The organism is Treponema rectale, from assembly GCF_014202035.1.
Taxonomy (GTDB): Bacteria; Spirochaetota; Spirochaetia; order Treponematales; family Treponemataceae; genus Treponema_D; species Treponema_D rectale.
Map to the genome: position 1 here is coordinate 198,034 of NZ_JACHFR010000002.1, position 23,877 is coordinate 221,910.

22 protein-coding genes and 2 tRNA genes are annotated in these 23,877 nt (G+C 35.9%); 9 read left to right on the plus strand and 15 right to left on the minus strand.

Features of this window, described 5'->3' with window-relative positions; genetic code table 11:
- Positions 1-8 precede the first annotated feature (8 nt).
- Genes HNP77_RS05490 through HNP77_RS05500 form a run of 3 tightly spaced genes read right to left on the minus strand, consistent with a single transcriptional unit; the run spans position 9 to position 2,636 of the window.
- Entirely contained in the window at positions 9-923 is a 915-nt protein-coding gene (locus tag HNP77_RS05490; protein ID WP_184652171.1) for a hypothetical protein, read from the minus strand.
- Between the two features lie 17 nt (positions 924-940).
- Positions 941-1,927 (minus strand): hypothetical protein, encoded by a 987-nt coding sequence (locus HNP77_RS05495; protein ID WP_184652172.1) that lies wholly within the window; start codon positions 1,925-1,927, stop codon positions 941-943.
- Between the two features lies 1 nt (position 1,928).
- Positions 1,929-2,636: a hypothetical protein gene (locus HNP77_RS05500; RefSeq protein ID WP_184652173.1), complete on the minus strand. Its 708-nt coding sequence runs from the start codon at positions 2,634-2,636 to the stop codon at positions 1,929-1,931.
- A gap of 98 nt (positions 2,637-2,734) precedes the next feature.
- On the opposite strand from HNP77_RS05500, the gene HNP77_RS05505 reads away from it, so the two are divergent.
- From HNP77_RS05505 to HNP77_RS05530, 6 genes are all read left to right on the plus strand, one after another.
- A complete protein-coding gene (locus HNP77_RS05505) occupies positions 2,735-2,956 on the plus strand; it encodes a helix-turn-helix domain-containing protein (RefSeq protein WP_184652174.1) in 222 nt (73 codons plus the stop codon).
- A 135-nt stretch (positions 2,957-3,091) separates the two neighbouring features.
- A complete protein-coding gene (locus tag HNP77_RS05510) occupies positions 3,092-4,639 on the plus strand; it encodes a glycoside hydrolase (RefSeq protein ID WP_184652175.1) in 1,548 nt (515 codons plus the stop codon).
- A 236-nt stretch (positions 4,640-4,875) separates the two neighbouring features.
- Complete coding sequence (locus tag HNP77_RS05515; RefSeq protein ID WP_184652176.1) at positions 4,876-5,028, plus strand: hypothetical protein; 153 nt, start codon at positions 4,876-4,878, stop codon at positions 5,026-5,028.
- Between the two features lie 394 nt (positions 5,029-5,422).
- Positions 5,423-7,135 (plus strand): efflux RND transporter permease subunit, encoded by a 1,713-nt coding sequence (locus HNP77_RS05520; RefSeq protein ID WP_184652177.1) that lies wholly within the window; start codon positions 5,423-5,425, stop codon positions 7,133-7,135.
- Positions 7,108-7,674, plus strand: a complete 567-nt coding sequence (locus HNP77_RS05525) for a hypothetical protein (protein WP_184652178.1) — start codon at positions 7,108-7,110, stop codon at positions 7,672-7,674. Before HNP77_RS05520 ends, HNP77_RS05525 begins: the two co-directional genes overlap by 28 nt.
- A gap of 19 nt (positions 7,675-7,693) precedes the next feature.
- Positions 7,694-7,846 carry a hypothetical protein gene (locus tag HNP77_RS05530; protein ID WP_184652179.1) on the plus strand — a complete coding sequence of 51 codons (153 nt, stop codon included), beginning with the start codon at positions 7,694-7,696 and terminating at the stop codon, positions 7,844-7,846.
- Between the two features lies 1 nt (position 7,847).
- Here HNP77_RS05530 and HNP77_RS05535 read toward each other — a convergent pair whose 3' ends face one another.
- Positions 7,848-8,795, minus strand: a complete 948-nt coding sequence (locus tag HNP77_RS05535; RefSeq protein ID WP_184652180.1) for a DMT family transporter — start codon at positions 8,793-8,795, stop codon at positions 7,848-7,850.
- A gap of 101 nt (positions 8,796-8,896) precedes the next feature.
- Between HNP77_RS05535 and HNP77_RS05540 the strand changes: the two genes are divergently transcribed.
- The gene (locus HNP77_RS05540) at positions 8,897-10,234 is read left to right on the plus strand and encodes an MATE family efflux transporter (RefSeq protein WP_184652181.1); all 1,338 of its coding nucleotides are present in this window, start codon (positions 8,897-8,899) and stop codon (positions 10,232-10,234) included.
- 67 nt (positions 10,235-10,301) lie between these two features.
- Here HNP77_RS05540 and HNP77_RS05545 read toward each other — a convergent pair whose 3' ends face one another.
- The 4 genes from HNP77_RS05545 to HNP77_RS05560 form a co-directional block, all read right to left on the minus strand.
- Positions 10,302-11,555, minus strand: a complete 1,254-nt coding sequence (locus tag HNP77_RS05545; RefSeq protein WP_184652182.1) for a diguanylate cyclase — start codon at positions 11,553-11,555, stop codon at positions 10,302-10,304.
- 63 nt (positions 11,556-11,618) lie between these two features.
- Entirely contained in the window at positions 11,619-13,337 is a 1,719-nt protein-coding gene (locus HNP77_RS05550) for a DUF4080 domain-containing protein (protein ID WP_184652183.1), read from the minus strand.
- Positions 13,338-13,361: 24 nt separating this feature from the next.
- The gene (locus HNP77_RS05555; protein WP_184652184.1) at positions 13,362-13,964 is read right to left on the minus strand and encodes a GNAT family N-acetyltransferase; all 603 of its coding nucleotides are present in this window, start codon (positions 13,962-13,964) and stop codon (positions 13,362-13,364) included.
- Between the two features lie 62 nt (positions 13,965-14,026).
- Positions 14,027-14,099: transfer RNA gene (locus HNP77_RS05560), tRNA-Ile, on the minus strand.
- Positions 14,100-14,312: 213 nt separating this feature from the next.
- Here HNP77_RS05560 and HNP77_RS05565 point away from each other — a divergent pair.
- On the plus strand, positions 14,313-14,645 hold the full coding sequence (locus HNP77_RS05565; RefSeq protein WP_184652185.1) for a hypothetical protein: 333 nt from the start codon (positions 14,313-14,315) through the stop codon (positions 14,643-14,645).
- Between the two features lie 225 nt (positions 14,646-14,870).
- On the opposite strand, the gene HNP77_RS05570 is transcribed toward HNP77_RS05565, so the two are convergent.
- From HNP77_RS05570 to HNP77_RS05600, 7 genes are all read right to left on the minus strand, one after another.
- Entirely contained in the window at positions 14,871-15,773 is a 903-nt protein-coding gene (locus HNP77_RS05570; protein WP_184652186.1) for a hypothetical protein, read from the minus strand.
- Positions 15,774-16,241: 468 nt separating this feature from the next.
- Positions 16,242-18,011 (minus strand): DUF6788 family protein, encoded by a 1,770-nt coding sequence (locus HNP77_RS05575; protein WP_184652187.1) that lies wholly within the window; start codon positions 18,009-18,011, stop codon positions 16,242-16,244.
- A 292-nt stretch (positions 18,012-18,303) separates the two neighbouring features.
- A complete protein-coding gene (locus tag HNP77_RS05580; protein WP_184652188.1) occupies positions 18,304-19,629 on the minus strand; it encodes an MFS transporter in 1,326 nt (441 codons plus the stop codon).
- 145 nt (positions 19,630-19,774) lie between these two features.
- Positions 19,775-20,059 (minus strand): hypothetical protein, encoded by a 285-nt coding sequence (locus tag HNP77_RS05585; RefSeq protein ID WP_184652189.1) that lies wholly within the window; start codon positions 20,057-20,059, stop codon positions 19,775-19,777.
- A gap of 21 nt (positions 20,060-20,080) precedes the next feature.
- On the minus strand, positions 20,081-20,680 hold the full coding sequence (locus tag HNP77_RS05590) for a cytidylate kinase-like family protein (protein ID WP_184652190.1): 600 nt from the start codon (positions 20,678-20,680) through the stop codon (positions 20,081-20,083).
- A gap of 43 nt (positions 20,681-20,723) precedes the next feature.
- Positions 20,724-22,100 carry an ArsB/NhaD family transporter gene (locus HNP77_RS05595; protein ID WP_184652191.1) on the minus strand — a complete coding sequence of 459 codons (1,377 nt, stop codon included), beginning with the start codon at positions 22,098-22,100 and terminating at the stop codon, positions 20,724-20,726.
- A 101-nt stretch (positions 22,101-22,201) separates the two neighbouring features.
- A tRNA-Ser gene (locus tag HNP77_RS05600) sits at positions 22,202-22,288 on the minus strand.
- A 136-nt stretch (positions 22,289-22,424) separates the two neighbouring features.
- On the opposite strand from HNP77_RS05600, the gene HNP77_RS05605 reads away from it, so the two are divergent.
- The gene (locus HNP77_RS05605) at positions 22,425-23,834 is read left to right on the plus strand and encodes a sodium-dependent transporter (RefSeq protein ID WP_184652192.1); all 1,410 of its coding nucleotides are present in this window, start codon (positions 22,425-22,427) and stop codon (positions 23,832-23,834) included.
- The last annotated feature ends 43 nt before the right edge of the window (positions 23,835-23,877 follow it).

The following is a 23,877-nucleotide window of genomic DNA, read 5'->3' on the forward strand; positions in this document are numbered from 1 at the left end:
CTGTTTTCCTAAAATCTTATTCCAGCTCCGACACCAGCTCCGAATAAATAGGGATACCCAGCACGAAACACAGGTTCCACATAAATCTTATTTAAAACAAATCTAAAACCAACAGCTCCACCGGCATTAGCTGCATTATCAAGTTCTGAATTTATAAATAAAAAAGACAACCCTCCCATAGCCTCTAAAAACAAACCAGATAATGGTTCACCTGTCGGAGATACAAGATAAAACCTCGAAGTCAAAAGTGATTCGACTGTTAAGACAGAATTATTTTTTTCATACAAATCAAAGCTTGTAATGAAATTAACTCCAACTGAAAAATTTCTTGTAAGCCCATAATTAAAAACTATTCCTATGGAAGGAGAAATAAATTCAAGCGAATTCTTATTAATTTCTAAAATATTTCCAATCGATGCCTTATGCCAGACTGAAGCCCGTCCTAAAAGCTGTTCCGTTTTGGACGACCGAGAAATCTCATAACTCTTCCTAAACAAATATGAAGCCTTCTCCACATCCAGCATTCGAACTCTGAGAATATACCCACCATTCAATTCTTCAAATTTTCCAAACACAATAGATTTTGCTCCAAGACGTTCTGCAACAGACACTATTGTTCTTTCACTCACTTTTCCTGAATTTTGAAATATTAATTCTTTTTCTATAATGTCCATTCTATCTCTTGTTACAATCTGGACTAAACCATCTTCGTGATAGATCAAATCTGCAATCTGTTCCCGAATATAAAAAGTCATTTCTTCAGCAGGTGATTCAAAATCATCAATTACAAGAATTGAATCTGCATCACATTTTTCCACAATATCACTCGCAACAATATTAAGAGTTTCATCAAGACTTTTTGCAGCAAAAGAACTACTGCAAAGAAATATAAACTGCAAAAGTTTTAAGAATCGTCTTTTCATTTTTTACTCCATAAAACTTAATACAGACATTCTTGAACAAATTGTTCTTCAAGAATTTTTTCAAGATTTGCCAGCGAAACTTTTTCTACCGTCTGTGCATTGTAAGCAGAAATTTTTTTTAATTCCGCTGCAAATGATGCCACCGTACTACCAGAACTATCTATAAATATTTCTATCTGCGGCATACATGAATACATTCCATTGTATTCATATACATCTGCCCGAATTGTTGCATTCAGTTTATATGCACCGTCTTTAGAAACTGTAAATCCATTTTTAGAAAGCTGACTTTCAATTTTAGTTTTTATCTGTTTAGAAAAATCACCACTTACTGTTACAGAAAAAGTAACATTCTTTTTCAGCACTGCTGCTTTTTGTTTTTCAATTGCAAAGCGCCGGGCTGTCTTAGTATAGGTACCACATCTTTTCGGATATACAGCAAGTGCCATTACATAAAGATTAAAAAAATCTTCTTCCTGCGAAAAAGTATGATTCACAGCAAGCAATTTTTTAAAAGGCTCCGTTTCTGATTCCGCAATAGAAATTCCATTTATGAATGCATTCTGCACAACAGAAAGTTTTTGCGTCAGAATACTCCATGCCTCATCTCTTGAAATATAAGCACACACAGTATAATTCTTACTAGCCGAATCAAAATAACACTCTGTATGCTTTATACCAAACAACTCAATATTAGATTTTATAATTATTTCTCTCGAAAGATTTTCTTTCGCTTCATCTGCATTTGAAAGATTTTGAGTAACTCTGGTAAGCGAAGAAATTTCTCGAGAAAAATAAGAAGCAAGATTTCCGTCCGCAGCAGAAACAGCCATCTCCCTTGTTTCTGCATACCCCAAGCCTGTAATATATTTTTCAGGCGGAAAAACTTGAACTACGGAAAAAGAATCTGCCCACAAAGGTTTTTTATTCTTTGGTAAAGAACTGCACGATGCACAAATAACTACGGTAAAAAAATAGAAAATAATGTGAACAGATTTTTTCATTTTAATACTGATAAGCATCTGTAATGCTACCGTCACTAACGGAATCCATCAAATCTTCCATAATTTTTTCCTTAAGTGCTGCTGTATCAGTTGCAGTTTCATCAATTCTCTTAAGGGCTTCTTTTAACTGATTGTTAAAAAGCTTTTTATCCATACCCCATACGGCATAGTATTCATAAAACGTTTCTATTGTTTCACCATCATCATCAACAATCTTATTTTTAGTCCAGTAACTTGCAACTTTTTCTAATCCAGAAAGTCTTACACTTGATAATGATTCCCTATACATTTTTATAGTTTCCTGCAAATCTTCATTATCACTACCGCTCATTGTTGCTTCTACAGATTTTACAGCAATTCTTTCCATAATACCGGCAACTTCAGTTTCTATTTTTACCAAATCTGTCCACTGCTCAATATAATTCAACTTATTGCCCCGGTTAGTAACTACAAACACTTTTTTTTCTTCAACACCTGGCATCGACTTTGATAAAACTTTTTCTGAATACTGTCCATCGGCTACAAGTTTAACCCACTCTGGAATTTCTGAACCAAATGTACCACCCTGATAATCAATCATAACACGCTTGCCTGTATCTATTGTCGATCCCTGACCTTTTATACCGGCTCCTTTTGTTTTAGTTGTATTACAAGCAATAAAAAGCAATGCAAAACACAACCCAGAAATTACAATTAAACCTTTTTTCATAAAAATCCTCCATTAATTTTATATAAGTAACTGCTTATATTCATAATTATAAGCTATTGCTTATAACTTTTCAATTTAAATGCCTTTATCCTATAAACATGCCGATTAATAATGCAGTTGCAGAAACTCTGCGGGAACTGCGCCAAAAAAAAGGTGTATCTCAAGAAAAATTTGCCGATGCAATCGATTCCCATCAGGTATATATTTCTGAAATTGAAAACGGCAAAAAAATTCCATCTTTAACCACTCTCTATAAAGCCGCTCATTATTTTGACCTCTCTTTAAGTGAATTCACTGCACTCATCGAGAAAAAAATATAACTCACTTCCATTCCCAATGCACGGGAACGGATAAATTTTTTCCTGCCTGGAAATAAAATTGACAACAAAAACTATCACTGATAATCTTAAAGGTGAAAACCTTTTCATATTATAGGTAAATTTTTCGGAGGAAAAATGAAAGCAAAAAAGATCATTGCAGCAACGGCTTTAGGTGCCATGATTGCAGGTTACGGATTTTCTCAGGACAATGAAACTTCAGACGCAGATAAAAAAACTGCTGACGTAATCGTTGTAGATAAAAAAAATGCATCACCATTCGGTCCTTTTGAAGGCTGGGGTACAAGTTTCTGCTGGTGGGCAAACAGAATCGGATATTCTGACGTTCTTTCACAGCAGGCAGCTGAACTTCTTTACAGCAATGAAGGAAACAGCCTGGGCTTTAACGTTATCCGCTTTAATATCGGCGGCGGAGACGATCCTTCCCATCATCACATCACCCGTACTGATTCCAACATGCCGGGTTATGCAACCCTTAATGAAGACGGCACTTTAAAATATGACTGGACAGCTGACCATAACCAGCGCAATGTTCTTCTTCGTGCACTTAAAGTAGGAGGCGACGGAGTAATCGTTGAAGCCTTCTCCAACTCAGCACCATACTTCATGACATATTCAGGCTGTTCTTCCGGAGCAGAACATGCAGAAGACAACAACCTTCGTGATGACCAGTACGAAAATTTTGCAGAATATATGGCAACTGTAATGGAACACTACAAAAAAGAATGGGGTGTAAGTTTCCAGAGCTGTGATCCAATGAATGAACCTGCTACAAATTACTGGGGTGCAAATTCCTGGAAGCAGGAAGGATGCCATTTTGACATCGGAGAAAGTCAGAGCCGCATGCTTGTAGAAATGAATAAAGCACTTAAACGCCACGGACTTTCTAAAGTAATTCTCTGCGGAACTGATGAAACAAGTATCGACACTCAGACTTACGCATTCAGCCAGCTCAGTGATGAAGCAAAAAAAGTTCTTAAAAGAATTGACGTTCACACTTATGAAGGTGTTGGCCGTGAAGAACTTCGCGAACTTGCAGTTGCAAATAAAAAAGGTCTCTGGATGAGTGAAGTTGACGGTGGCGACCGTGCAGGAGAAGATGCAGGAGAAATGGGACCAGCCCTTTCTTTTGCAAAAAGAATCGTTATTGATATGAACGGACTTCTTCCTTCAACCTGGATAATGTGGCAGGCAATCGACAATCATATTTCTAAAGTCGGCATGAATGGAAATGAAGACCGCCATGACATGATTGACCTTAATCATGAACGCTGGGGATACTGGGGACTTGTTGTAACAGATCATGACAACGAAAAAATTATTCTTACAAAAAAATATTTTGCATGCGCTCAGTTCTCAAAATATATTCGTCCAGGATGTACAATTCTTGAATCAGCAGACTTCTCTGTTTCTGCTTACGATCCAAAAAAGAAACAGGTTGTTATAGTTGCCGTAAATGATAAAAAATCTGACAAAGAAATTCAGATTGATCTTTCTTCATTCAAGAAGACCGGAAATACTTCCCGCGTAATCAGAACAAGCGGAAGCATGGCTGACGGAGAAAACATTAAGGAACTTGATCCTATCAACCTTGATGGAAGAATTCTTAACGCAACTCTCCTTCCAAACTCAGTTACAACATTCATCATTGATAATGTAAAATAAAAAATAAGGAAATCTCTAAAAATTGCAATTTTTAGAGATAACTCTGAAAGAGCGATGTTTTAAGTCGTGACATTACAACGACTTAAAACAAGACAACTGCCTGATAAGAAGCATCATACTTATCAGGCAGTTTTTTTTCTCCGGGTATTTTGCATTGACATTCATAACACTGTTATATAATATTAGATTTAGAGTTAGCCATTGCTAATATATTTCTATATTAAAGGATGTGTACCATGCAGATTTCTAACATAAATTCCTTTTTTAAGAAGGCTGGGCAGTTTCAGTTGCGGTTCAGATGGGTTATCCTGATTCTCATCTGTATTTTCTCAATCATCAGTCTTTCAGGTCTGCCAAAATTAAAAATGGCAAATAACGAAGAAGACTGATTTGAAGACTGGAAAAAGGTAAAAATTGACTCCGACAGATTTAAAGAATTATTCGGAAGTGATGACTTTATACTTGTCATGGTTCAGGCTGAAGATGTTTTTGCACCGGAAGTTCTTGAAGAAATAAAAATTCTGGGTGAACGGCTTGAAAACGAAGTTCCCTATGCAGACAAAGCTACTTCGATAATGACGGTTGAAATTCCTGTAGGAACAGAAGACAGCATCGAGATTAAAAATCCTTTTGACAATGAAGTTCCTCAAGACAAAGAAGAACTGCAGAGAATCAAAGATTTTATCTTGAGCAGGGAATCTCTTGTAAACAATATCGTATCTGATGATTCTAAAGAGACTTACATTATTCTCTCTTTGGAAAATTATGAGGGAGGGATTGAATATGCTTCAGAAAACATCGCACGTCCTGCTCTTATGTCTTGTTCTTTTTGTACGTTCACTCAGAGGTGTAATTGTTCCTATGATTGCAACTTCAGCAGGAATCGGTTCAGTTCTCGGCCTAAGTTCCCTTATGGGAATCACGGCAGACTCAAACATGATTACTCTTCCGATTCTTTTAGGAATGGCACTGTCTGTAGGATATTCCGTTCATTATGTTAATTCCTTCCGAATGCATTTCAGACGGACAGGTCTCCGAAAAGACTCCGTAGTAAAAGCCGTTGAAGAAACCGGATGGCCGATTTTATTTACCGTAATAACTACCGTTGCATCTTTGATTTCATTTCTGTTTGCCGGAATCGGACCTATAAGATGGGTCGGAGGAATTTCCGCTTCAATAGTATTTACGGTTTATCTTTACGTCATAACATTGATTCCTATTTTGATGAGTTTCGGAAAAGACAAACAGATACTCATTACAGAACCGGAAACAAAAAAAAACGGAGCAACAAAAGCAGACCTCTGCTTTGAAAAAATCGGAAACAAAATAATTGATAAAAAACTTCTTATATCCGCTGCATCATTTATTATCATAGCCGCCATGATTCCTGGAATTTTCAAAATCAGTGTAAACATGGATTACATTGAAATGATGGAAAAAAAAATTCCTTATGTTGAACGACTTCTTAACATGCTTTCCGGAAAACTTGGAAGCCTTTACAGCTACGATGTAATGATAAGCTATGACGATCCTGAAGCATTTAAAAATTCTGATTCACTTAAAAATCTTGAAGCTCTGGAAAACAAGCTGGGTAGTCTTAACCTGACAAAAATTTCAGGAGAAAAACCCCGTGTAACTTCTGCCTGTCAGATGATGAAAGAAATAAACAGAATGTTCAATGAAGATGACATTAACTTTTATTCAATTCCTGATGATGACGACATAATTGCACAGAATCTTGTTTTCTACTCCGACAGTTTCAAGGACTGGTTTGATATTGAAAGTGACAACTTTGGAATAACCCATGTTCATGTTGAACTTTCAGGTTATGATGCAAACCTCATTGTAGAAGATATTGATAATGCAAAAAAATATGCAGCAGAACTTTTTCCTGATGCCGGTATAAGCATTGTTGGAGAAGTTGTTGAATATGCGGAGATGAACCATAAGCTTGTTACCGCAGAACTAAAATCCTTTACACTTTCATTTATTGTAATCGCAATTCTTTTAATACTTGCATTCTCAAGCATTAAAACAGGTCTTATCGGAATGATTCCGAATCTTGCACCGGTTATTGTTGTTGGAGGAGTTATGGGATATGCACACTTCTCACTGGATATGCTTACCATGACAATCATGCCGATGATTCTAGGTATAGCCGTTGATGACACAATCCATCTTATTAACCATATAAAATATCAGCTGGAAGTGACAGGAAGCTATAAAGAAGCAATAATTATTTCCTTCCGGGAAAATGGTGGGCTCTACGGATTGGGCGCCAGATTACATCATGGGGAAAGGCAGACGGCCTGGAAGTTACAGACATTCTGTACCCTAAAGACGAAACTTCACTTTCTGCCTCTGACTATGCTGAATCACGATTGGGAATTAATGCAGCAAAACTTTCTTTTAAATCAGAAAAAATCTGTACCGACATTTACTGGATTCCGGTTTTTACACCAAGCACTTTGCCCCTTGCAGAAAATAATCCGTTAAAAAAAATTATTGTTCCTGACTCAATACAAATCGGAGAATATACTTTTCCTGTAAATAATGTCTCAGAAAAAAATCTTATTTTACCGGATAGAAATATTTTCAATTCAGAAACTGCCCTGCGAATAAGTTCCTATTTTTCTTCAGCAGATATTTCTCTTTACGGATTCTACGGCTATGACAGGGAACCTGTTCTTTCATATGCTGTCCGCACTGATGAAAATGATTCTTCCAAAACAATAGACATAACAGGAAACTACAAAAGACTTTCGATGTTTGGACTTGATGCTGCAATTCCTGTTAAAGAAATAGTTATCAGACTTGAAGGAGCATTTTTTTATAAACGCTTTATAACCGATGAATTAAAAAAGAATCAGTTTAAAGCTCTGGCAGGTTTTGACTGGATGCCTTCCTCATGGACAGTTACAGCACAATATTACATGGATTATATTTCCGGAACAAAAAATGAATTAAACCGGGAATCCTTTATTCATCAGACAAGCCTCAGTCTTTCTAAAACCCTTTTTTACAGGTCTTCTTGATTTAAATGAATTTTCATCCATGCTTTCTGTTGAATCTGAATACAGTATTTCTGACAGCCTGAAACTTTCTTTAAAAGGAGATTTCTTTATTCCAGGAAATACAGAAGACGGCCTTTATGGAAAATACAAAGACTTAAGCTGTTTCGGAATAACTGCAGTTTATAAATTCTAATTCAATTCAATGTTGAAGATTTTTTTTCGCTTATAAAAAGTCCCATAATTGTAATAACCGCTCCTGCAAATCCCAGGAGCGTAATTTTTTCACCAAGGACAAAAAAAGCAAAAACAATCGTTACCACAGGAATCAGATAAATTCCGCAGTTTACATTTACTGTTCCTAAAATATTGCAGGCTTTATTCCACATTGTAAAACAAATACCGCTTGCAACGACACCAAGGAACAGCATGTTGATAACATTCATTATATTAGAAAAACGAGCAGCATTAAAAGAAAGATTAATATTAAACGAAAGTGATTTAAGAAAATCTCCGTCTGCATGAGTAAAATTCATTCCAATCAATGATAACGGAATCATCATGATAACGGCATAAAAGAAAATACGCCGGGTCATACAGACAAGATTATACTTTCTTCTATTCAGTATAGAAACAATAACTGAATAGAATCCCCAGCATATTCCCGATGAAAGTGCAAGCAGATCTCCCTTCGGATTAAATTTCAATGCAGTATCTCCGTTAAGACATACAAGAGTTACACCGATTATTGAAATAATAAATCCGGTAATAAACCAGAAAGAAATATGCTTTTCTTTTAAGAAAAACTGACTGGCAACAGCAGTAAACAGGGGACATATACTTACGATAACACTTACGTTAGATGCATTCGTAAAATGAATGGCAATATTCTCAAACAGCTGATATAAAACTACACCGGACAAACCTGCAAGTGCAAAAAGGATGTTATCCTTAAATTCAATTTTTTCGTACTTAGGATGAAGTATCCACAATCCTGCATATGCTGCAACAAACCTGTAAAATAAAATTTCAAGAGAAGAAAAGTATCTGAGTAGATATTTAGTACATACAAAAGTTACACCCCAGATAAAAATAGAAAATGCTGCTAATAAGACACCAAAAAATTTCTGACGATTTTCAAACATAATCAGAGATTATAATGAATGAAAAAAAAAATTTACATCTGCTCCTATTAAAATTAAAAAACTTTTCCACTATACTTTAACCAGATTAAGTGAGACAAACTATGTCAAAAAAAATTGAAATGCTTTCAGGCTCCATCACAGATAAAATACTCTTATTTGCACTTCCTCTGGCATTAACAGGAATTTTACAGCAGCTGTTTAATGCAGCAGACGTGATGATCGTAGGAAGATACTCCAGCAAATTTGCAATGGCGGCAGTTGGAAGCAATACACCCGTAATAGGTCTTCTCATAAATCTTTTTGTAGGAATCTCACTTGGCGTTAACGTTATAATTGCAAGATATATAGGACAGAAGAATCCCGACAAAATAAACAAAGCAACAGGAACTGCCGTAATCATAAGCGTTTCAGGAGGAATTTTTCTTGCCATTCTCGGCCAGATAATTGCACGCCCGATTCTTTCCTTAATGTCCGTACCGGAAAACGTTCTTCCTATGGCAACTTCATATTTCAGAATCTACATGATGGGAATGCCGGCTATACTTTTATATAATTTTGAATCTGCAATATTCCGTTCATACGGTGATACAAAAACACCTCTCTTCTGTCTTATCATTGCAGGAATCCTTAACGTATTCCTCAATCTTTTTTTTACAATATGCCTCAAACGAAATGCAGATGGAGTTGCAATTGCTACTGTACTTTCTAATCTTGTAAGTTCACTTATAATGTTTTTTATTCTTCTGAATAATAAAACAGGAATTCGTATAGAAAAAAAATGCTTAAAGATAAATGGTCTTATTCTCAAGGAAATTCTTAAAATCGGAGTTCCTGCAGGAATACAGTCCATGCTGTTTTCTTTTTCAAATATCATCATTCAGTCATCAATAAACTCTCTCGGCGCAGACATAATGGCAGCTTCTGCAGCAGCATTTAATATAGAAATATTTGCATATTTCGTAGTTAATTCCTTCAGTCAGGCAGCCTCAACTTTTATAGGACAAAACTATGGAGCAGGACAGACAGAGCGATGTAAAAAAGTAACCCGCAGGGCTCTTCTTCTTGATGCAGGTTTTACTGTAATAATTTCTTTTATACTAATAGTTTTTGCAAGAAAAATTTTATTCTTCTTTAATGAAGACCCTGATGTTATTTCTTACGGACGGACAAGAATTTTATTCATCACATGGTTCCAGCTTGTAAATGTTTTAATAGAAGTCTTCTCCGGTACACTCAGAGGTTACGGACAGTCTTTTGCGCCTGCTGTAATTTCTTTCTTCGGAGTATGCGGTGTAAGAATAACATGGGTATATACAGTCTTTAACTCTCACAAAGATTTTTATACACTCCTTACATGCTACCCGATAAGCTGGTGCGTCACTGCAGTCATACTTACCGGATATTATTTCTGGTTCATTAAGAAAAAAATATGCAATTAAAACATGACAGAAACATGCTGTCTATCTAAAAACAAAATACAGAGTACATCCTCTTAAGTTTTAAGAATCAAAGAATATAGTAAGTGTTCTTTTTCCGTTTAGCCAGATAAAGCGCATCATCAATACGTTTTATGGCATCAACATACGATCTGTCTTTGGAATTAAAAATACTTGCTCCTATCGAAATCGTATAATTAATTTTCTCTCCAGAATCTGTAATAACCGTCTGCTGAGAATTCTTTTTATTTATTTTTCCTAAAACAGAGTCCAGACTACCAGACAGATTGTTATATGTAAGGATAAATTCATCACCACCCCAACGAATAATATGATCATCTGAATTCTGAAATTCTTTTATTGTATTTACCATAACTTTTATTACATCGTCACCAGATTTATGGCCATAGGTATCATTTATTTTCTTGAAATTATCTATATCAAGTATTGCAAGCGAATAATTTTTTCCAGATGAAATAAAATTATTATAGTATTCCTTCAACAAGGATTCTCCGTAACGACGGCTGCATGCTCCGGTAAGAGCATCTGTTGCCAGATTCCCCCTCAGCGATTCTGTTTCTCTTATCAGTTTTCTTGAACTGATAAAGTTAACTGCAACAATATAAACAAAAAGCAATACCGAAAGTGTAAATAGAATCATGCATAACGTATAAAAAATTAATTTGCTTTTATTGCTTACACCGCCAGCAGGTTCATATAACGAATTCAAATAAGTTCCTGTACAGACAATCCAGTTATAAGGTTCATATAATTTTGCATAAGTAATTTTTTCAGAAACATTATCCGAGCGATATTCTTTAAAATAATACCTGTACAGGATTTCTCCTTTTTCCTTTATTCCCTCAAGTTCAGTCAGATAAGGAGTGTTTCCTTTTGCATCTTTCATGGAAGTTGAAAGAAACATACCTTCTGTTTCCGGAAGATTTCCGTGAACCTGCCTTATACCGTAATTCTCACCGCCGTTAAAATCTACAACTTCATTAATCCATAAATAAGCACCGTTGGCAAAATTTGCTTCATGAACAACATGTCGAACAAAAGTTAAAGTTGCATTCTTTATGCTGTCTTCAGTATATTTAACTCCCTTTTTTTCAAGGTTAGCTATCATGTCCTTACGCATAAAATCAATAATCTTTATGAAATTTTCTACGGAAGATTTCATTTCTCTTTCCTGAAAGACAGAAAGATTTACTTTTAGTCTGTATTCATCAAATTTTTGAATGGAAAAAAACAAACCGGATATTAAAACAATAATGATTGCCGGTATGACAACCAGTGAATTCTTTTTAGAATGTACTTTCATCGTAATAAGTTCCTGCAAATATATAAAAGACTATTCTTAACGTATTATTTTATAGCAAAATTTTCAATTTACAATGTCATACTTTACAATAAATTCCGTGTGCCCCTGATTCTCTTCAGGTCTTTCTGTCCTGACATCATAATCAAATTCTTCATATTCCGTTACGGCAAAACCCATTCTGGCATCCTTCAGCTGAATGTCCTCTTCCAGCAGCTGTCTGTGTCTTGCTCTATCATAATTATGTTTATACCATGATGGAAAATTTCCTTTTTTTCCAGTTTTTATAAAATCATAACGGAGCAGATCGTTCATAAGAATTAAATTTAAACCACAGCTGCTTAAAAAATCTGCCTGTGAATTTATAAAATCATGAATAAGCTGAAACCAGTATGAATCTTTTCTTGCCTGGGCAAAGGCTTTTATGCTTCTGCCATAATCCAGCAGCCTGCAGAAAAAATTCCACGGACTCATTTTCCTGAATACATAATTCATCAGATGTAAAAAGTTTCCTTTATTCCAAAATGAATCCGTAATTATTTCCATATCTTTTAAAAAAGCCATGTCTTTAAAAGTCAGATATGGAGTAGAAAAGGTTTCATAAACAGGACTGTCCATCCACTTCCAGCCATTTTCCCTTGCATACTTTTCCATTGTGGTGCCATTCAAAACTTTTAAAAAACCAAGCTGCAGTGCATCAGGTCGAAGTTCCATAACAAAATCATAACTATGTCCGAAGCTTTCAAGATCTTCATAAGGAAGTCCTGCAATCAAATCAAGATGCTGATGAATTGTACGGGGAATAAGTTTTATTTTTTCTGCCAGCCCTTCTGTATTTGTTGAACGATTAATAGCTTTAAGAGTTTTTTTATTTGCAGACTGAACGCCCATTTCAAACTGCATTACACCTTCAGGAACCTTCTGTAAAAAATCCAGTGCTTTTTTTGAAAGGTATTCTGCCTCAATTTCAAAATGAAACATAGTCTTTCCATTGTGATGTTCCAAAATATAATCCCATATTCCGATATAACGTTCTTCATCCAGGTTATATGTGCGGTCTACAAATTTTACAAGTTTTATATTGTTATCAAGAAAAAGCTGTAATTCATTACAGGTACGTTCCAAGCTTTTAAATCTGACACGCTTATCTATGGAAGAAAGACAATAAGAACATCCAAAAGGACATCCTCTGCTTGATTCATAATAATAAATCTTATGATCAGGATCTGCTTCACCTTTTAAAATTTCTGGATACGGAAAAGGAATTTCATCCAGATTTTTTATCAGTTCCCTGCTACCGGTGTATTCTATGTGTCCGTTGCTGTTTCTGTAATATATACCTTTTATCTCTTTTAGCTTTGAAAGAATACCTGATGAATCAAATTCACTTTTTTCTATCATATCCACAAAGGTTAATTCCCCTTCACCAGATACAATAAAATCAAGAGCACTTATGGCAGAAAGATATTTTTCTGCACCGTAAGAATACTCTGGTCCTCCTGCGCCAAGCACACATCCCGGAAGAACTTTTTTTATTTCCGGCAAAAGTTTACTTACATATTCAGCATTCCAGATATAAGTTGAAATCAAAACCCAGTCCGCTTCAGAAAAAGCAATTTCTCTTAAAACCTCTGACAGCGGCTGATTGATTGTATATTCAGCAAAAGTAATCTGCGGCTTTTCAATTTTATTTTCAAAATATCTGTCGGCATAATTTTTTAAATCACGAACTGCAATATTTGTATGCATGTAACTTGCATTAACAGAAACAAGAAGTATTTTCACTTTTTCAGTATATCAAAATTCACATCACAAAGTCTTTTTAAAAATAAAAGTGGCATACTTATTTTTATCATCAGAAAATGGTTCGTAAATATTTTTCTCAACTAAATCAAATCCGTGTTTTTCATACCACTGCCAGTTGCATTCACAGTCTGTCCATAGAAAAACTTTTTTATGTCCCGCTGCCTTTAATTCTGTAAACACCCTTTTTAAAATTTCTGAACCGTATCCAGGCGCAAGGCTTATGAACAAAGCAAGCTTAACATCCTCCGAATCCATCAGAGAAAAAGTTCTGCTGTCCATAAGATTAAGATAAGTCCTGCACATTCCCGTAGTTACTTTAAGTTCCGTATTCAATCCTGAAAATGCTGAATCAAACCAGTCTTCAGCAACAGTATGCTCTCCTTTACGAGCAGCAAAAGCTGCAGCACAAAATGCTCCTGTTTCTGAATCATCCAGTTCAAACTGATATTCATTTTTAAATATATTATTGCGAATAATATATTCAACATAAAGTCTCTTAAAAACTTCATCCCCTGCCGGTGGCTGCCACAACGGATAAACTTTTTCAATTAGTTTGGGAATATTATTCATATCAAAATGCTGGAGTTTTATATTATCTGACTTCATCTTTACACTGACTGACTAAAAAAAAAGCTGCCACAAAAAGTAGCAGCTTGATATATAAAATGTGGGCCATCTAAGATTTGAACTTAGGACCAAAGGATTATGAGTCCTCTGCTCTAACCGCTGAGCTAATGGCCCGATGTAAAAAAGATTATATCAGAAAAAGGAAATTTTGGTCAATAAGCAGTTAAATAGTAAAACTAATATTAGACAATAAAGGTATTTAGAAAAATTGGGAACGGCAACAGCAACTCTTGTCCTGTAGTATACATCTCAATATAATATTTACATCCCTAATGTGTTTATAAGAGTTCTCAGAACTCAAAATAAATCATTTTTAAGGGGGTTTCTATGAAAAAGAAACTAAAAGATTTTTTTAATTCTCTGGAGGCTAGGCCTGAAGTAGTTGCACATGGTTGCCAAAAGGAAGTTTGTCAACTTCGTTCCTATGTCAGTGGCATAGATAGCAATCGCATTTATGCTTCACCTAAAGTCTACAATCGAATAACAAGGATTACAGTTCATTTACAAAGAATTGTTTTTGAAAAAACGATTATCCATGAACTAAGAAAAATCCAAAGTAAATATCAAAAGAAACATAATCGTCAAAATCATGATGAATACTGGGACTCTGTTTATCCAGAAATCGATTATTCTTTATGTATGTGTAAAGATGATTATTAATCTTTGATTGCTTAGTTTCTTGCTCCTTTGTGGAAAAAGAATTTATGGTTCGTGTATTCAGACAGGTTAGAGAATAACAAATTTGAATATACCTTATTACACTGTAATATTGCATTTATTCATCCACTCTGATAGGTATTTTCGTTGGTTGCTGTAAAAAGCCAAGATACCTTTTTGTTACTTTCCTTAAAAATGAAAACCGCAGATTGCCTGCGGTTTTGTTTTTTAGACTTCCATCATATCAATCAAGCTTCCATTACATTCTGGATAATGCTTACAGTAAACTAAAGGTTCATCATTATCTGGAAATTGAACAACATTTGCTTCTCTATATAAATATTCTTTTCCACAGTGAATACAATGTACTTTTGTATCCATTGTAAAATGAGTTTTAAAGGAATGTATTCCTTTTTCCAATGCAGCCTGTCTTGATTCTTTGTACATAATTGTTGGACTTAATACTTTATAATCAAGATAAGTTCCACGACAATCCGGATAGTTTTTGCAAACGACCATTGTAATGTTTTTTGTGTTTGATTTAATAACTTTTGATTGATTAAAGTTATAAGCTTTGTTACAGCGAGTACAGAAAATATAAGAATCTTTGCGCATAGACCGATTTGGAGCATGTTCAGCATCAAATTGTTTCATTTCATTTGCTTTTTGTTTACCTGATAGAATTGTGACTTCATCTACAGGTAAATATGCAATACTTTGTATTTCTTGCAATCCATAAAAGTATTGAGCATAATCTAATAATTCTTCTGCATTGTCAGGCGTAATGTGTGGGTCACCTGTCACTTCTTCCCATTGTTGTAAATCCTGAGCGTCTTTGAAATGGCGCAACAAGAACTCTGCTAATTCAAGTTCTTTTTCAGATGCGTTAGTCAGATCATCCCATTTCTTAAAACCAACCATCTGAGCAATGTAATGTTGTGCATGGCCAAGGCTGTAATTCTGTTCGTCTTTATCATCTAATTCAAAATAAAAGAACAGATCTCCAACATCGTAGAACTTCCAATCATAGTGATAAGAAATGTACCCATCACTTTCAACTGTTTTGGTTTGAGTCTGCCAATCCTTTAAAAAGTTTTTGGCCTGCTTTCGGATGAATTCAATATGATTCATAATATCTTCCTTGAGCATACATTTATTGCTTTTGCTTACTGTGTCAGTACCTTAAAGCAGCAATATCCCGATGCTCTAGGCAAATATTATTTAATTAGATTAGATATGGTATGATTAAAACCTTCACACTGACTGCTAGCTCTACCACGGAACTTCTTTAAATATAATCATGAAGAGAAAATATGTCAATTATTTTGGTTATATATCATTTAAGTATAGATGATTCCATCGGCGAAATTAAAAATGATTTTAATATTAAATATATAGACTTATTAGTTTTAGTAATTGAGAACAGCCGCATGAAAAATAATTTAAGAATTTAGGGAATTCACAGATTCAATTCCATCCTTGCAGTGTTTTACAAGCTCTGATTTATAAAGGCTCCAGTTTGGCGGAAGCGACATAAAATATATATGAAGCCCCTTTGCCTTTAATGAACAGGGCCTAGCTTTCAAGAAATTATATACATCAATTCTCAATCAAATATTCTTCCACATTTTTGTAGTGGATGCCATTTTCCTCTTCACAGGTTTCGCCACGATATAAGACGACTTTTTCCAGAATTTTTCCAAATCTGAATTCTGTCTGTTTACAATTCTCTTCGTTAATCAAATGTCTGTACTGGAACGGTGATTTTTCTTTGCTATGTTTTACTTCATAGATTTTGCAGCATACATTTTCCGGATCATAAACGACCATATCAAACTCACCAACGGCAAACTGGAGTTTGAATACTTCCAGATCTGGATTTGCTTTTTTTGTTTCAAGCTGCACGATTTCTTCAAGCATTCGGCCTTTTACATCATCAAGGATTCGTTCCGTAATACGCTTGCGTTCCTGAGCATCAACATTTCTGAAAGTTTCGTCCATCATTAAGCTCTTTATTAAAGATTCGACCTGTGAATATCGTAGACCTGGCTGGCTGAAAACTGTAGTAACTTTTTTGCTGGTTAAATCATTCATATTAACAAGAGGAATATCGCAGGTTAAATCAAGCAAATCAAGATATTCTTTTATTTCAAGCCTGTGGGCTTCCTGAATTTCAATTTTCTGTTCTTCCTGGTTCAGAATTCTTAGAAGCTTTTTAAGTTTTTCAGTAATTTTTTCACCGTCAACATTATCAAGAATATCAGTAGGATTTTCACGGTCCTTTCGCATTATATCTTTCGCACTGCCAAAGTCATGTGATTTGAACGTTCTTGTAAGTACTTCAATCGTGAAATCATGATTCATATCTTCAACGATTCTGTTTATGGCATTTGTAAGCTCACCTTTATCATAAAGTGCTTTTAGGTTTCTAAAGTGACTTCCATACTGATAATTTTTAAGTGAGTGCTGAATATTGCGGGCAATTGCAGTATTAACATATTCTGCAGTGCTTTTCTTCGTACCAAAAATTGCCTTGTTATAATTATCGCCACTCTGGCTCATCGTTCCGCCAAATTCCATGTACTGGTCAATATCATAAATTCCCAGAACATTTGCAAACTCACGGAAAGGAATAAATGTGGTATGCAATAGAAAGCATCTGTCGTAAAGCTGTTCATCTTCTGAAAATACAAATCCAAGAGAATCAGTACCTGAAAGTACAATCTTCATTCCGCTTGAGGCGAAAACATCAGAAAACAATGCGGCTCCCTGGATAAAATCATCCATCATCGTGACTTCATCGATGAAAACATATTTATATCCGAGAGTCTCAAGTTTGTGTAAGTCTTTATTTACTTCAGCCAATGTATTTGTAGGATTAATCTGAATGAAGACACTTTTATTTTTCTCTTCATCCTTCATGTTATAAATAATCTGCCTGATTAACGTTGTTTTTCCAGTTCTTCGCAGACCATAAAGAATGAATACTTTGTCGTGACTATCGCCATATACATATTGCTCAATTGCTGAGTATAATTCACGCTTCTTATAGTCTTTAATTGAAGCAGAAAAATCGTCCAAAGTTTTACCGATTCTTACATTCGTAATAAAAGCTGGTGTTTCTTCCTGTGAGGTTGCAGCATTTTTATTCTTATAAATCTCAAGATTTGAAAGCTGAGCCTGAAGTTCTTTTCTTTCCTCAATCTGATTTTTTAGATTATCGTACTCTTCTTCTTTTACAATTCGTGAACGTTGTTTTCCGTTTTCTGTCCATTGATAATAAGTATAAGCCTTGTCCCTGATTGTTTTTGTAGTAAGGCCACCTGATGGAAGAGAGTCAATTTTTTTAAGTATTTCTTCTGCATTCATAATGTTATTGTAACTTATGTAACTTAATATAGCAAGTTAATTAAGTTACATGTATTATTTGTTACTAAAATTGTATAGTTTTAGTAACAAATTTGTGTCGTTTACATAGTAACCGTAGTTGCATAATCCAATAAACAAAATTTCACCGAATTCGTATATCAGACTATACAAATTCTACTCAAACAACCTGTGTCTTACATTAAAAAACATACTTTTTAATAAACCCCAAAAAAAAGCGGTCCCGCAGTAACAGCTGCAGAACCGCCTTATAATTATTCTAGCTTTTCAAACTCTATTTCTTTACCGGTTTTACCAGGAATACAGAAAGAAGAAGTGCCACAATGTAAAGTGCACCGGTTACGATAAGAACATTCTGATATCCTGTAGGATTAACAAGAACACCATGCTGTTCAACAAACTTACCTGTATGACTTACGATTGCATTAGCCATCTGATTTCCGGAAAGACCTGCAAATGCCCATGCAGAAAGAGTAATTCCGTGAATTGCAGAAATTGAACCCATTCCATAGTGGTCAGAAAGAAGTGTCGGAATATTAGAGAAACCGCCGCCATATCCTGCGTTTACAATAAAAATAAGAGCGAGAACAAAAATAATCAGAAGAAGATTTCCGTCTCCGTTCGCAATTCCCTTTGTAAAATAAACAACTGCAGTAAATGCGATTGAAAGAATAAAAATAAGCTTGTAAACCGTATTGCGGTCTTTCATGTGATCTGCCCATGCAGAAAAACCAAGACGTCCGCCGGCATTAAATACAGCAGAGATTGTTGAGAAGAGACCTGCATAAGCTGCAAGACCGATACACTTAACAATCATCTTTTCCTGAGAAATAAGTGCAAGACCACAAGTAATGTTAATATAAAACATAAGCCAGATTGCAACATAACTTACAATCGGTTCACGTTTAAGAGTTGCAATGATTCCCTCATCCTTTGCCTTAGTCTGCGGTTCAACCCAGTCAGCCGGTTTTGCAAGAAGAAGATGTCCGAGGAACATCATTACAAAATAAACGCCGGCAAGAATAAAGAACATCATGTAGATTCCGCCTTCACGCTGAATCTGATTCTTAACATCTGAATAAAGAAGCTTCTGCATGATAGGAGAAGCAATTGCCTTTGCAGCACCAAATCCGGCTACGGCAAGTCCTGTTGCAAGACCTTTCTTATCCTTAAACCAGAGCATAAGAGTCTTTACCGGAGAAAGATAACCGGTACCAAGACCGATACCCATGATAAAGCCATAGCAGACATAAATACCTACCAGAGCAAGAACGCTGGCGTGACCTGCACCACCATTAAAGCTCTTTCCTCCGTACCAGATAAAGAAACCTGTTCCGGCCATACCTGCAGCAAATGTAATTGTTGCAATTAAAGAAGACTTGTGAATGTTTTTTTCAACAAGATTTCCAAGAAATGCAGCTGACATGCCCAAAAAGAAAATGGCAAAACTGAACGCCCATTCAATTGCCCCTTTTGAAAACCCGATGTAGCCGGCGATTTCCTGACTGAAAATAGACCAGCAGTAAACCGTACCGATACTGCAGTGAAGCAGCAGGGCCGGAATTGCACCCCTGATCCATTTGTTCTGAATGTTTTTCATAACAACCTCAGTTAGATAAAATAAACTATCCTATTATAATGTAATATGAACAAAAAAAACAGTGCCTGAGTAACCGTCAGCAGCAACTTCACTGCCATCCAGTCACTCAGGCACTGTCATAAGAATATAAAAATTTACTCGAAATTTACTTATGCTTGCGGGAAACATCATCAAAGAAATCATAGCTGCTCTTGGTTTTCCTGGTTCTCTTAAATAAAGTCTTATCCTGAACAGAACCGGTTTTTTCCATAGCTTTCGTTATACCCTTTTCATAAGGATTAAGCTGTTCAAACCTGAATTCATAAAGCACAGGTTCGTCTATAGAAAACTTATATATCTTTCTGGAAGCAACCATAAATAAAATAACAGCCACAACTGCAAGAATGATAGAAATCTTTTTTATAAGATTATAAATTTCTGTATCTGTCATTCTCACAGTATACAATTATTTTTAGTTATTGTCATTGCGGAATTTCTGAACATATTCAGCAAGAAAATCCACAGTTCCATCAATTCCCAAAACAGAAGAATTAATGCACAGGTCATAGCTTGATGCAAGACCCCACTTTGATTTACAGAAATGATCATGATAAGCACGGCGTGTTTTATCATGACGCTCTATTGTCTTACGTGCATCTTTTTCTGTCTTCTTACGGCATTCAACAACACGCTTAACTTTTTCTTCTTCATCAGCAGTTATAAATATAGAAACGTAATTTGCAAATCCTTTAAAGATTTCATCAGTACAGCGGCCGACAATTACAAAAGAATCATCATCTGCAGCTTTCTGCTTAAGAAGCGCAAACTGAAGTTCTGCAACATTTTCTTCCGGTGAATTACTATAGCCCCGCACTGTACGGCTGAAAAATCTTTTCTTCGGAACTTCATCATACTTCTTCAAAAGTTCCGCATCTGAATTCTTTATATGTGCAATTTCATCAAGAAGATTTCTGTCATAAAATTCAAGGCCAAGTTTTGCTGCAAGTTTGCGTCCTATCTCATGACCGCCTGAACCATATTCACGACCAATGGAAATTATAAGCTGTTTCATTTTATTTCCTCCGTCAAAACACTCTTCCAATTATACCGCATTTTTACAGATAACGGATAAAAATAACTGCAGTAGAAATTGCAAGAACAATTACAGTTGCCGGAGCAGATACCTTGCAGTATTTTCCCCAGCCCACAGGATGTCCGGCTTTTGCAGCTACAGAAGTTCCGACAACATTTGCACTTGCACCGATTGGAGTTCCGCTTCCACCGATATCAGTTCCCATAGAAAGAGCCCATGCCATTGTAGAAAGTGAAACACCGGATGTTGCAGCCAGGCTTCTGATTACAGGAACCATTGTTGCAGCAAAAGGAATGTTATCAATAAATGCAGAAGCAAAAGCACTTACCCAGATAATAATTGCAATCATAAGGTAAGCATTTCCGCCGGAAACTTTTTCAATAAAGCCGGCAATAAGCTTAAGTATTTCTGTCTGCTCAAGTCCGCCGACAACTATAAACAAACCTATAAAAAACAGAAGTGTCTGATAATCAACTTTCTTAAGAAGTTCAGGAATATGCTTTACTGAAGTTAAAAGCGTAATAACTGCAATACCGAGTCCGATTGTTGCAACACTTAAATGTGTATTCGCATGTGTAACAAGAAGAACAACTGCACAGGCAAAAATAATGCAGCTTACCGTAAAACTTGCCTTGTCTTTTATTGCACTTTCCGGAACCGGAAATTTTGAAGAATCAACTTCTCCTGAAGTCATGCTCAGTTCTTTTCTGCTGACAAAATAAAAATAAATGACAACAATTACAAGAGAGATTCCTGCTATAAGACCAGTATTTGTAAGGAAGTCCATAAATGAATATCCCAGCTTTGAACCGATGATGATGTTTGGCGGATCACCACACATTGTAGAAGAACCGCCAAGATTAGCACAGAAAATTTCTGCAAGAATCATAGGAACAGGGCTGAACTTCAGAAGCATGGAAAGTTCAACCGTAACTGCTGCAAGAAATAATATTACTGTAATTGAATCAATGAACATAGAGAGTACGGCACTCATGATCATGAATACAATAAAAATAGGAATTACTTTATAGTGAACTGCCTTTGCAAGACGAAGGCACAACCAGCGGAAAAATCCTGCATGAGCCATTCCTTCAACCATAATCATCATGCCTGAAAGAAAAATAATTGTTCCCCAGTCAATTCCACTGGATTCAACTTCACCGGCTGCTGTATACCAGAACCCCAGCTTGAAAATCGTATGAACATTAAGCGTCTCTTTTACAGCAAGAGCTGCATGTGACCAGTCCCCAAGCTTTACACCGAAGCCAACTACAAAAACTAAAAGCAGTGTAAGTGCACCGCAAACCAAAGTAGTGTACTGTTTAGGGAATCTTTCAGTAATGATCAGGGAAAACATTACCAGAAAAATTGCAACAGCAAAAATCTGTGCCAGCAACATAAAATACCTTCTGAATATGTAAGATAGATTTGATTTTGTAACGATTATAGTGATTATGAATTACAGTGTCATCGTTAAAAAAGGAAACACCTAAAAAAAAACGGAAAGAGGGGGATTCGAACCCCCGGCAAGCTTTCACCTGCGCACCCCTTCCAAGGGTGTACCTTAAACCACTCGGACATCTTTCCAAAAATCACTGCCATTATAATAAAAACTTTTTTTATCCGCAAGTTATTGCTCTTGCTGCAAAAACAATAGTCACAGTCTAATATTTATTATATAGTAGATTTTACATCAAAAAAATGTATAAGAGGTTTTAATTCTATGGATTCAGAAAAAAATTTATCTAAACCAAGAAACTCCTTTACAAGCTCAATCGGTTTTGTACTTGCAGCAGCCGGTAGTGCTGTAGGTCTTGGAAACATCTGGCGCTTTCCTTACCTTGCTGCAAAAGACGGCGGCGGCATCTTTCTTTTTATCTATCTGATACTTGCCGTAACATTTGGTTTTGCAATGCTCATCACAGAAGTTGCAATCGGTCGTAAAACTCAGGAAAGCCCTCTCACTGCTTATAAAAAACTGAACTCTAAGTGGAGCTTCCTTGGTTTCTTCTCATTCATTGTTCCGTTCATTATTTATCCATACTACTGCGTAATCGGCGGATGGGTAATGAAATACATGTTCACCTATCTTGCATTCCTTGGTGAAGTTACAACTGAAGAAGGCTTCTTCACCGGATTCATAACTTCACAATGGCAGCCAATTCTTTACACAGTAATATTTGCATTATGCTGCTTCATCATTGTTTACAAAGGCGTAGAACGGGGAATCGAACGCTATTCAAAAATCCTCATGCCTATTCTTTTCCTCATCGTTGTCTTCATTGCAATTTATTCCCTTACCCTCAAACATACTGATGCAGACGGAGTAACAAGAACAGGTCTTCAGGGCGCTTCAATTTATTTTATTCCTAACTTTAAGGGACTGACCTTCTCAAAACTTCTTTACATCATAGTTGATGCACTGGGTCAGCTTTTCTACTCACTGAGTATTTCCATGGGAATCATGGTTGCCTACGGTTCTTACATGAAAAAAGAAAACAACCTCGGCAAATCAGTAAACCAGATTGAAATCTTCGATACCGGTATTGCCATCCTTGCTGGTATGATGATTATCCCGGCTGTATTTGCATTCTCCGGTACAGACGGAATGAGTGCCGGCCCTGGACTTATTTTTATTACCCTTCCAAAAGTATTCCTTTCTCTTGGAAAGTTCGGAACATTCATCGGACTTATCTTCTTTGTAATGGTAATGTTTGCCGCAATTACAAGTGCAGTTTCCATTCTCGAAGCAATTGTTTCAAGCATGATAGACAGACTTCACTGGTCACGCAAAAAGGCAGTTCTCGTTATGTCATCAGTAGCTTTTGTAATTTCAATAGTTGTTTGTCTCGGCTATAACAAATTCTATTTCGAATACAACCTTCCAAACGGAGCTGTTGCACAGATTCTTGATATTTTTGATTATGTCAGCAACAACATCCTCATGCCTGTCGTAGGACTTCTTACATGTCTCCTTATCGGCTGGGTTGTTAAACCAAAAACTATTGTAGACGAAATCACCCGCAACGGAGAACATTTTGCACGCAAGACACTTTATATAATCATGATTAAGTTCCTGTGTCCTGTTCTGCTGTTTGTAATTCTGCTTGCATCATTCGGAATCTTCCGCTAAAAAATCCTGCCGTTATGGTTAATGCCATAGCGGCATTTTTTTA

What these genes read in the sequence shown, in the direction of transcription:
- HNP77_RS05535 (WP_184652180.1), bottom strand. Translation starts at nt 8,795, where the DNA reads ATGTTTGAAAATCGTCAGAAATTTTTTGGTGTCTTATTAGCAGCATTT.
- HNP77_RS05520 (WP_184652177.1), top strand. Translation starts at nt 5,423, where the DNA reads ATGCTTCAGAAAACATCGCACGTCCTGCTCTTATGTCTTGTTCTTTTT.
- HNP77_RS05530 (WP_184652179.1), top strand. Translation starts at nt 7,694, where the DNA reads ATGCTTTCTGTTGAATCTGAATACAGTATTTCTGACAGCCTGAAACTT.
- HNP77_RS05595 (WP_184652191.1), bottom strand. Translation starts at nt 22,100, where the DNA reads ATGTTGCTGGCACAGATTTTTGCTGTTGCAATTTTTCTGGTAATGTTT.
- HNP77_RS05505 (WP_184652174.1), top strand. Translation starts at nt 2,735, where the DNA reads ATGCCGATTAATAATGCAGTTGCAGAAACTCTGCGGGAACTGCGCCAA.
- HNP77_RS05590 (WP_184652190.1), bottom strand. Translation starts at nt 20,680, where the DNA reads ATGAAACAGCTTATAATTTCCATTGGTCGTGAATATGGTTCAGGCGGT.
- HNP77_RS05555 (WP_184652184.1), bottom strand. Translation starts at nt 13,964, where the DNA reads ATGAAGTCAGATAATATAAAACTCCAGCATTTTGATATGAATAATATT.
- HNP77_RS05545 (WP_184652182.1), bottom strand. Translation starts at nt 11,555, where the DNA reads ATGAAAGTACATTCTAAAAAGAATTCACTGGTTGTCATACCGGCAATC.
- HNP77_RS05580 (WP_184652188.1), bottom strand. Translation starts at nt 19,629, where the DNA reads ATGAAAAACATTCAGAACAAATGGATCAGGGGTGCAATTCCGGCCCTG.
- HNP77_RS05510 (WP_184652175.1), top strand. Translation starts at nt 3,092, where the DNA reads ATGAAAGCAAAAAAGATCATTGCAGCAACGGCTTTAGGTGCCATGATT.
- HNP77_RS05515 (WP_184652176.1), top strand. Translation starts at nt 4,876, where the DNA reads ATGCAGATTTCTAACATAAATTCCTTTTTTAAGAAGGCTGGGCAGTTT.
- HNP77_RS05490 (WP_184652171.1), bottom strand. Translation starts at nt 923, where the DNA reads ATGAAAAGACGATTCTTAAAACTTTTGCAGTTTATATTTCTTTGCAGT.
- HNP77_RS05575 (WP_184652187.1), bottom strand. Translation starts at nt 18,011, where the DNA reads ATGAATGCAGAAGAAATACTTAAAAAAATTGACTCTCTTCCATCAGGT.
- HNP77_RS05540 (WP_184652181.1), top strand. Translation starts at nt 8,897, where the DNA reads ATGTCAAAAAAAATTGAAATGCTTTCAGGCTCCATCACAGATAAAATA.
- HNP77_RS05605 (WP_184652192.1), top strand. Translation starts at nt 22,425, where the DNA reads ATGGATTCAGAAAAAAATTTATCTAAACCAAGAAACTCCTTTACAAGC.
- HNP77_RS05500 (WP_184652173.1), bottom strand. Translation starts at nt 2,636, where the DNA reads ATGAAAAAAGGTTTAATTGTAATTTCTGGGTTGTGTTTTGCATTGCTT.
- HNP77_RS05565 (WP_184652185.1), top strand. Translation starts at nt 14,313, where the DNA reads ATGAAAAAGAAACTAAAAGATTTTTTTAATTCTCTGGAGGCTAGGCCT.
- HNP77_RS05585 (WP_184652189.1), bottom strand. Translation starts at nt 20,059, where the DNA reads ATGACAGATACAGAAATTTATAATCTTATAAAAAAGATTTCTATCATT.
- HNP77_RS05570 (WP_184652186.1), bottom strand. Translation starts at nt 15,773, where the DNA reads ATGAATCATATTGAATTCATCCGAAAGCAGGCCAAAAACTTTTTAAAG.
- HNP77_RS05495 (WP_184652172.1), bottom strand. Translation starts at nt 1,927, where the DNA reads ATGAAAAAATCTGTTCACATTATTTTCTATTTTTTTACCGTAGTTATT.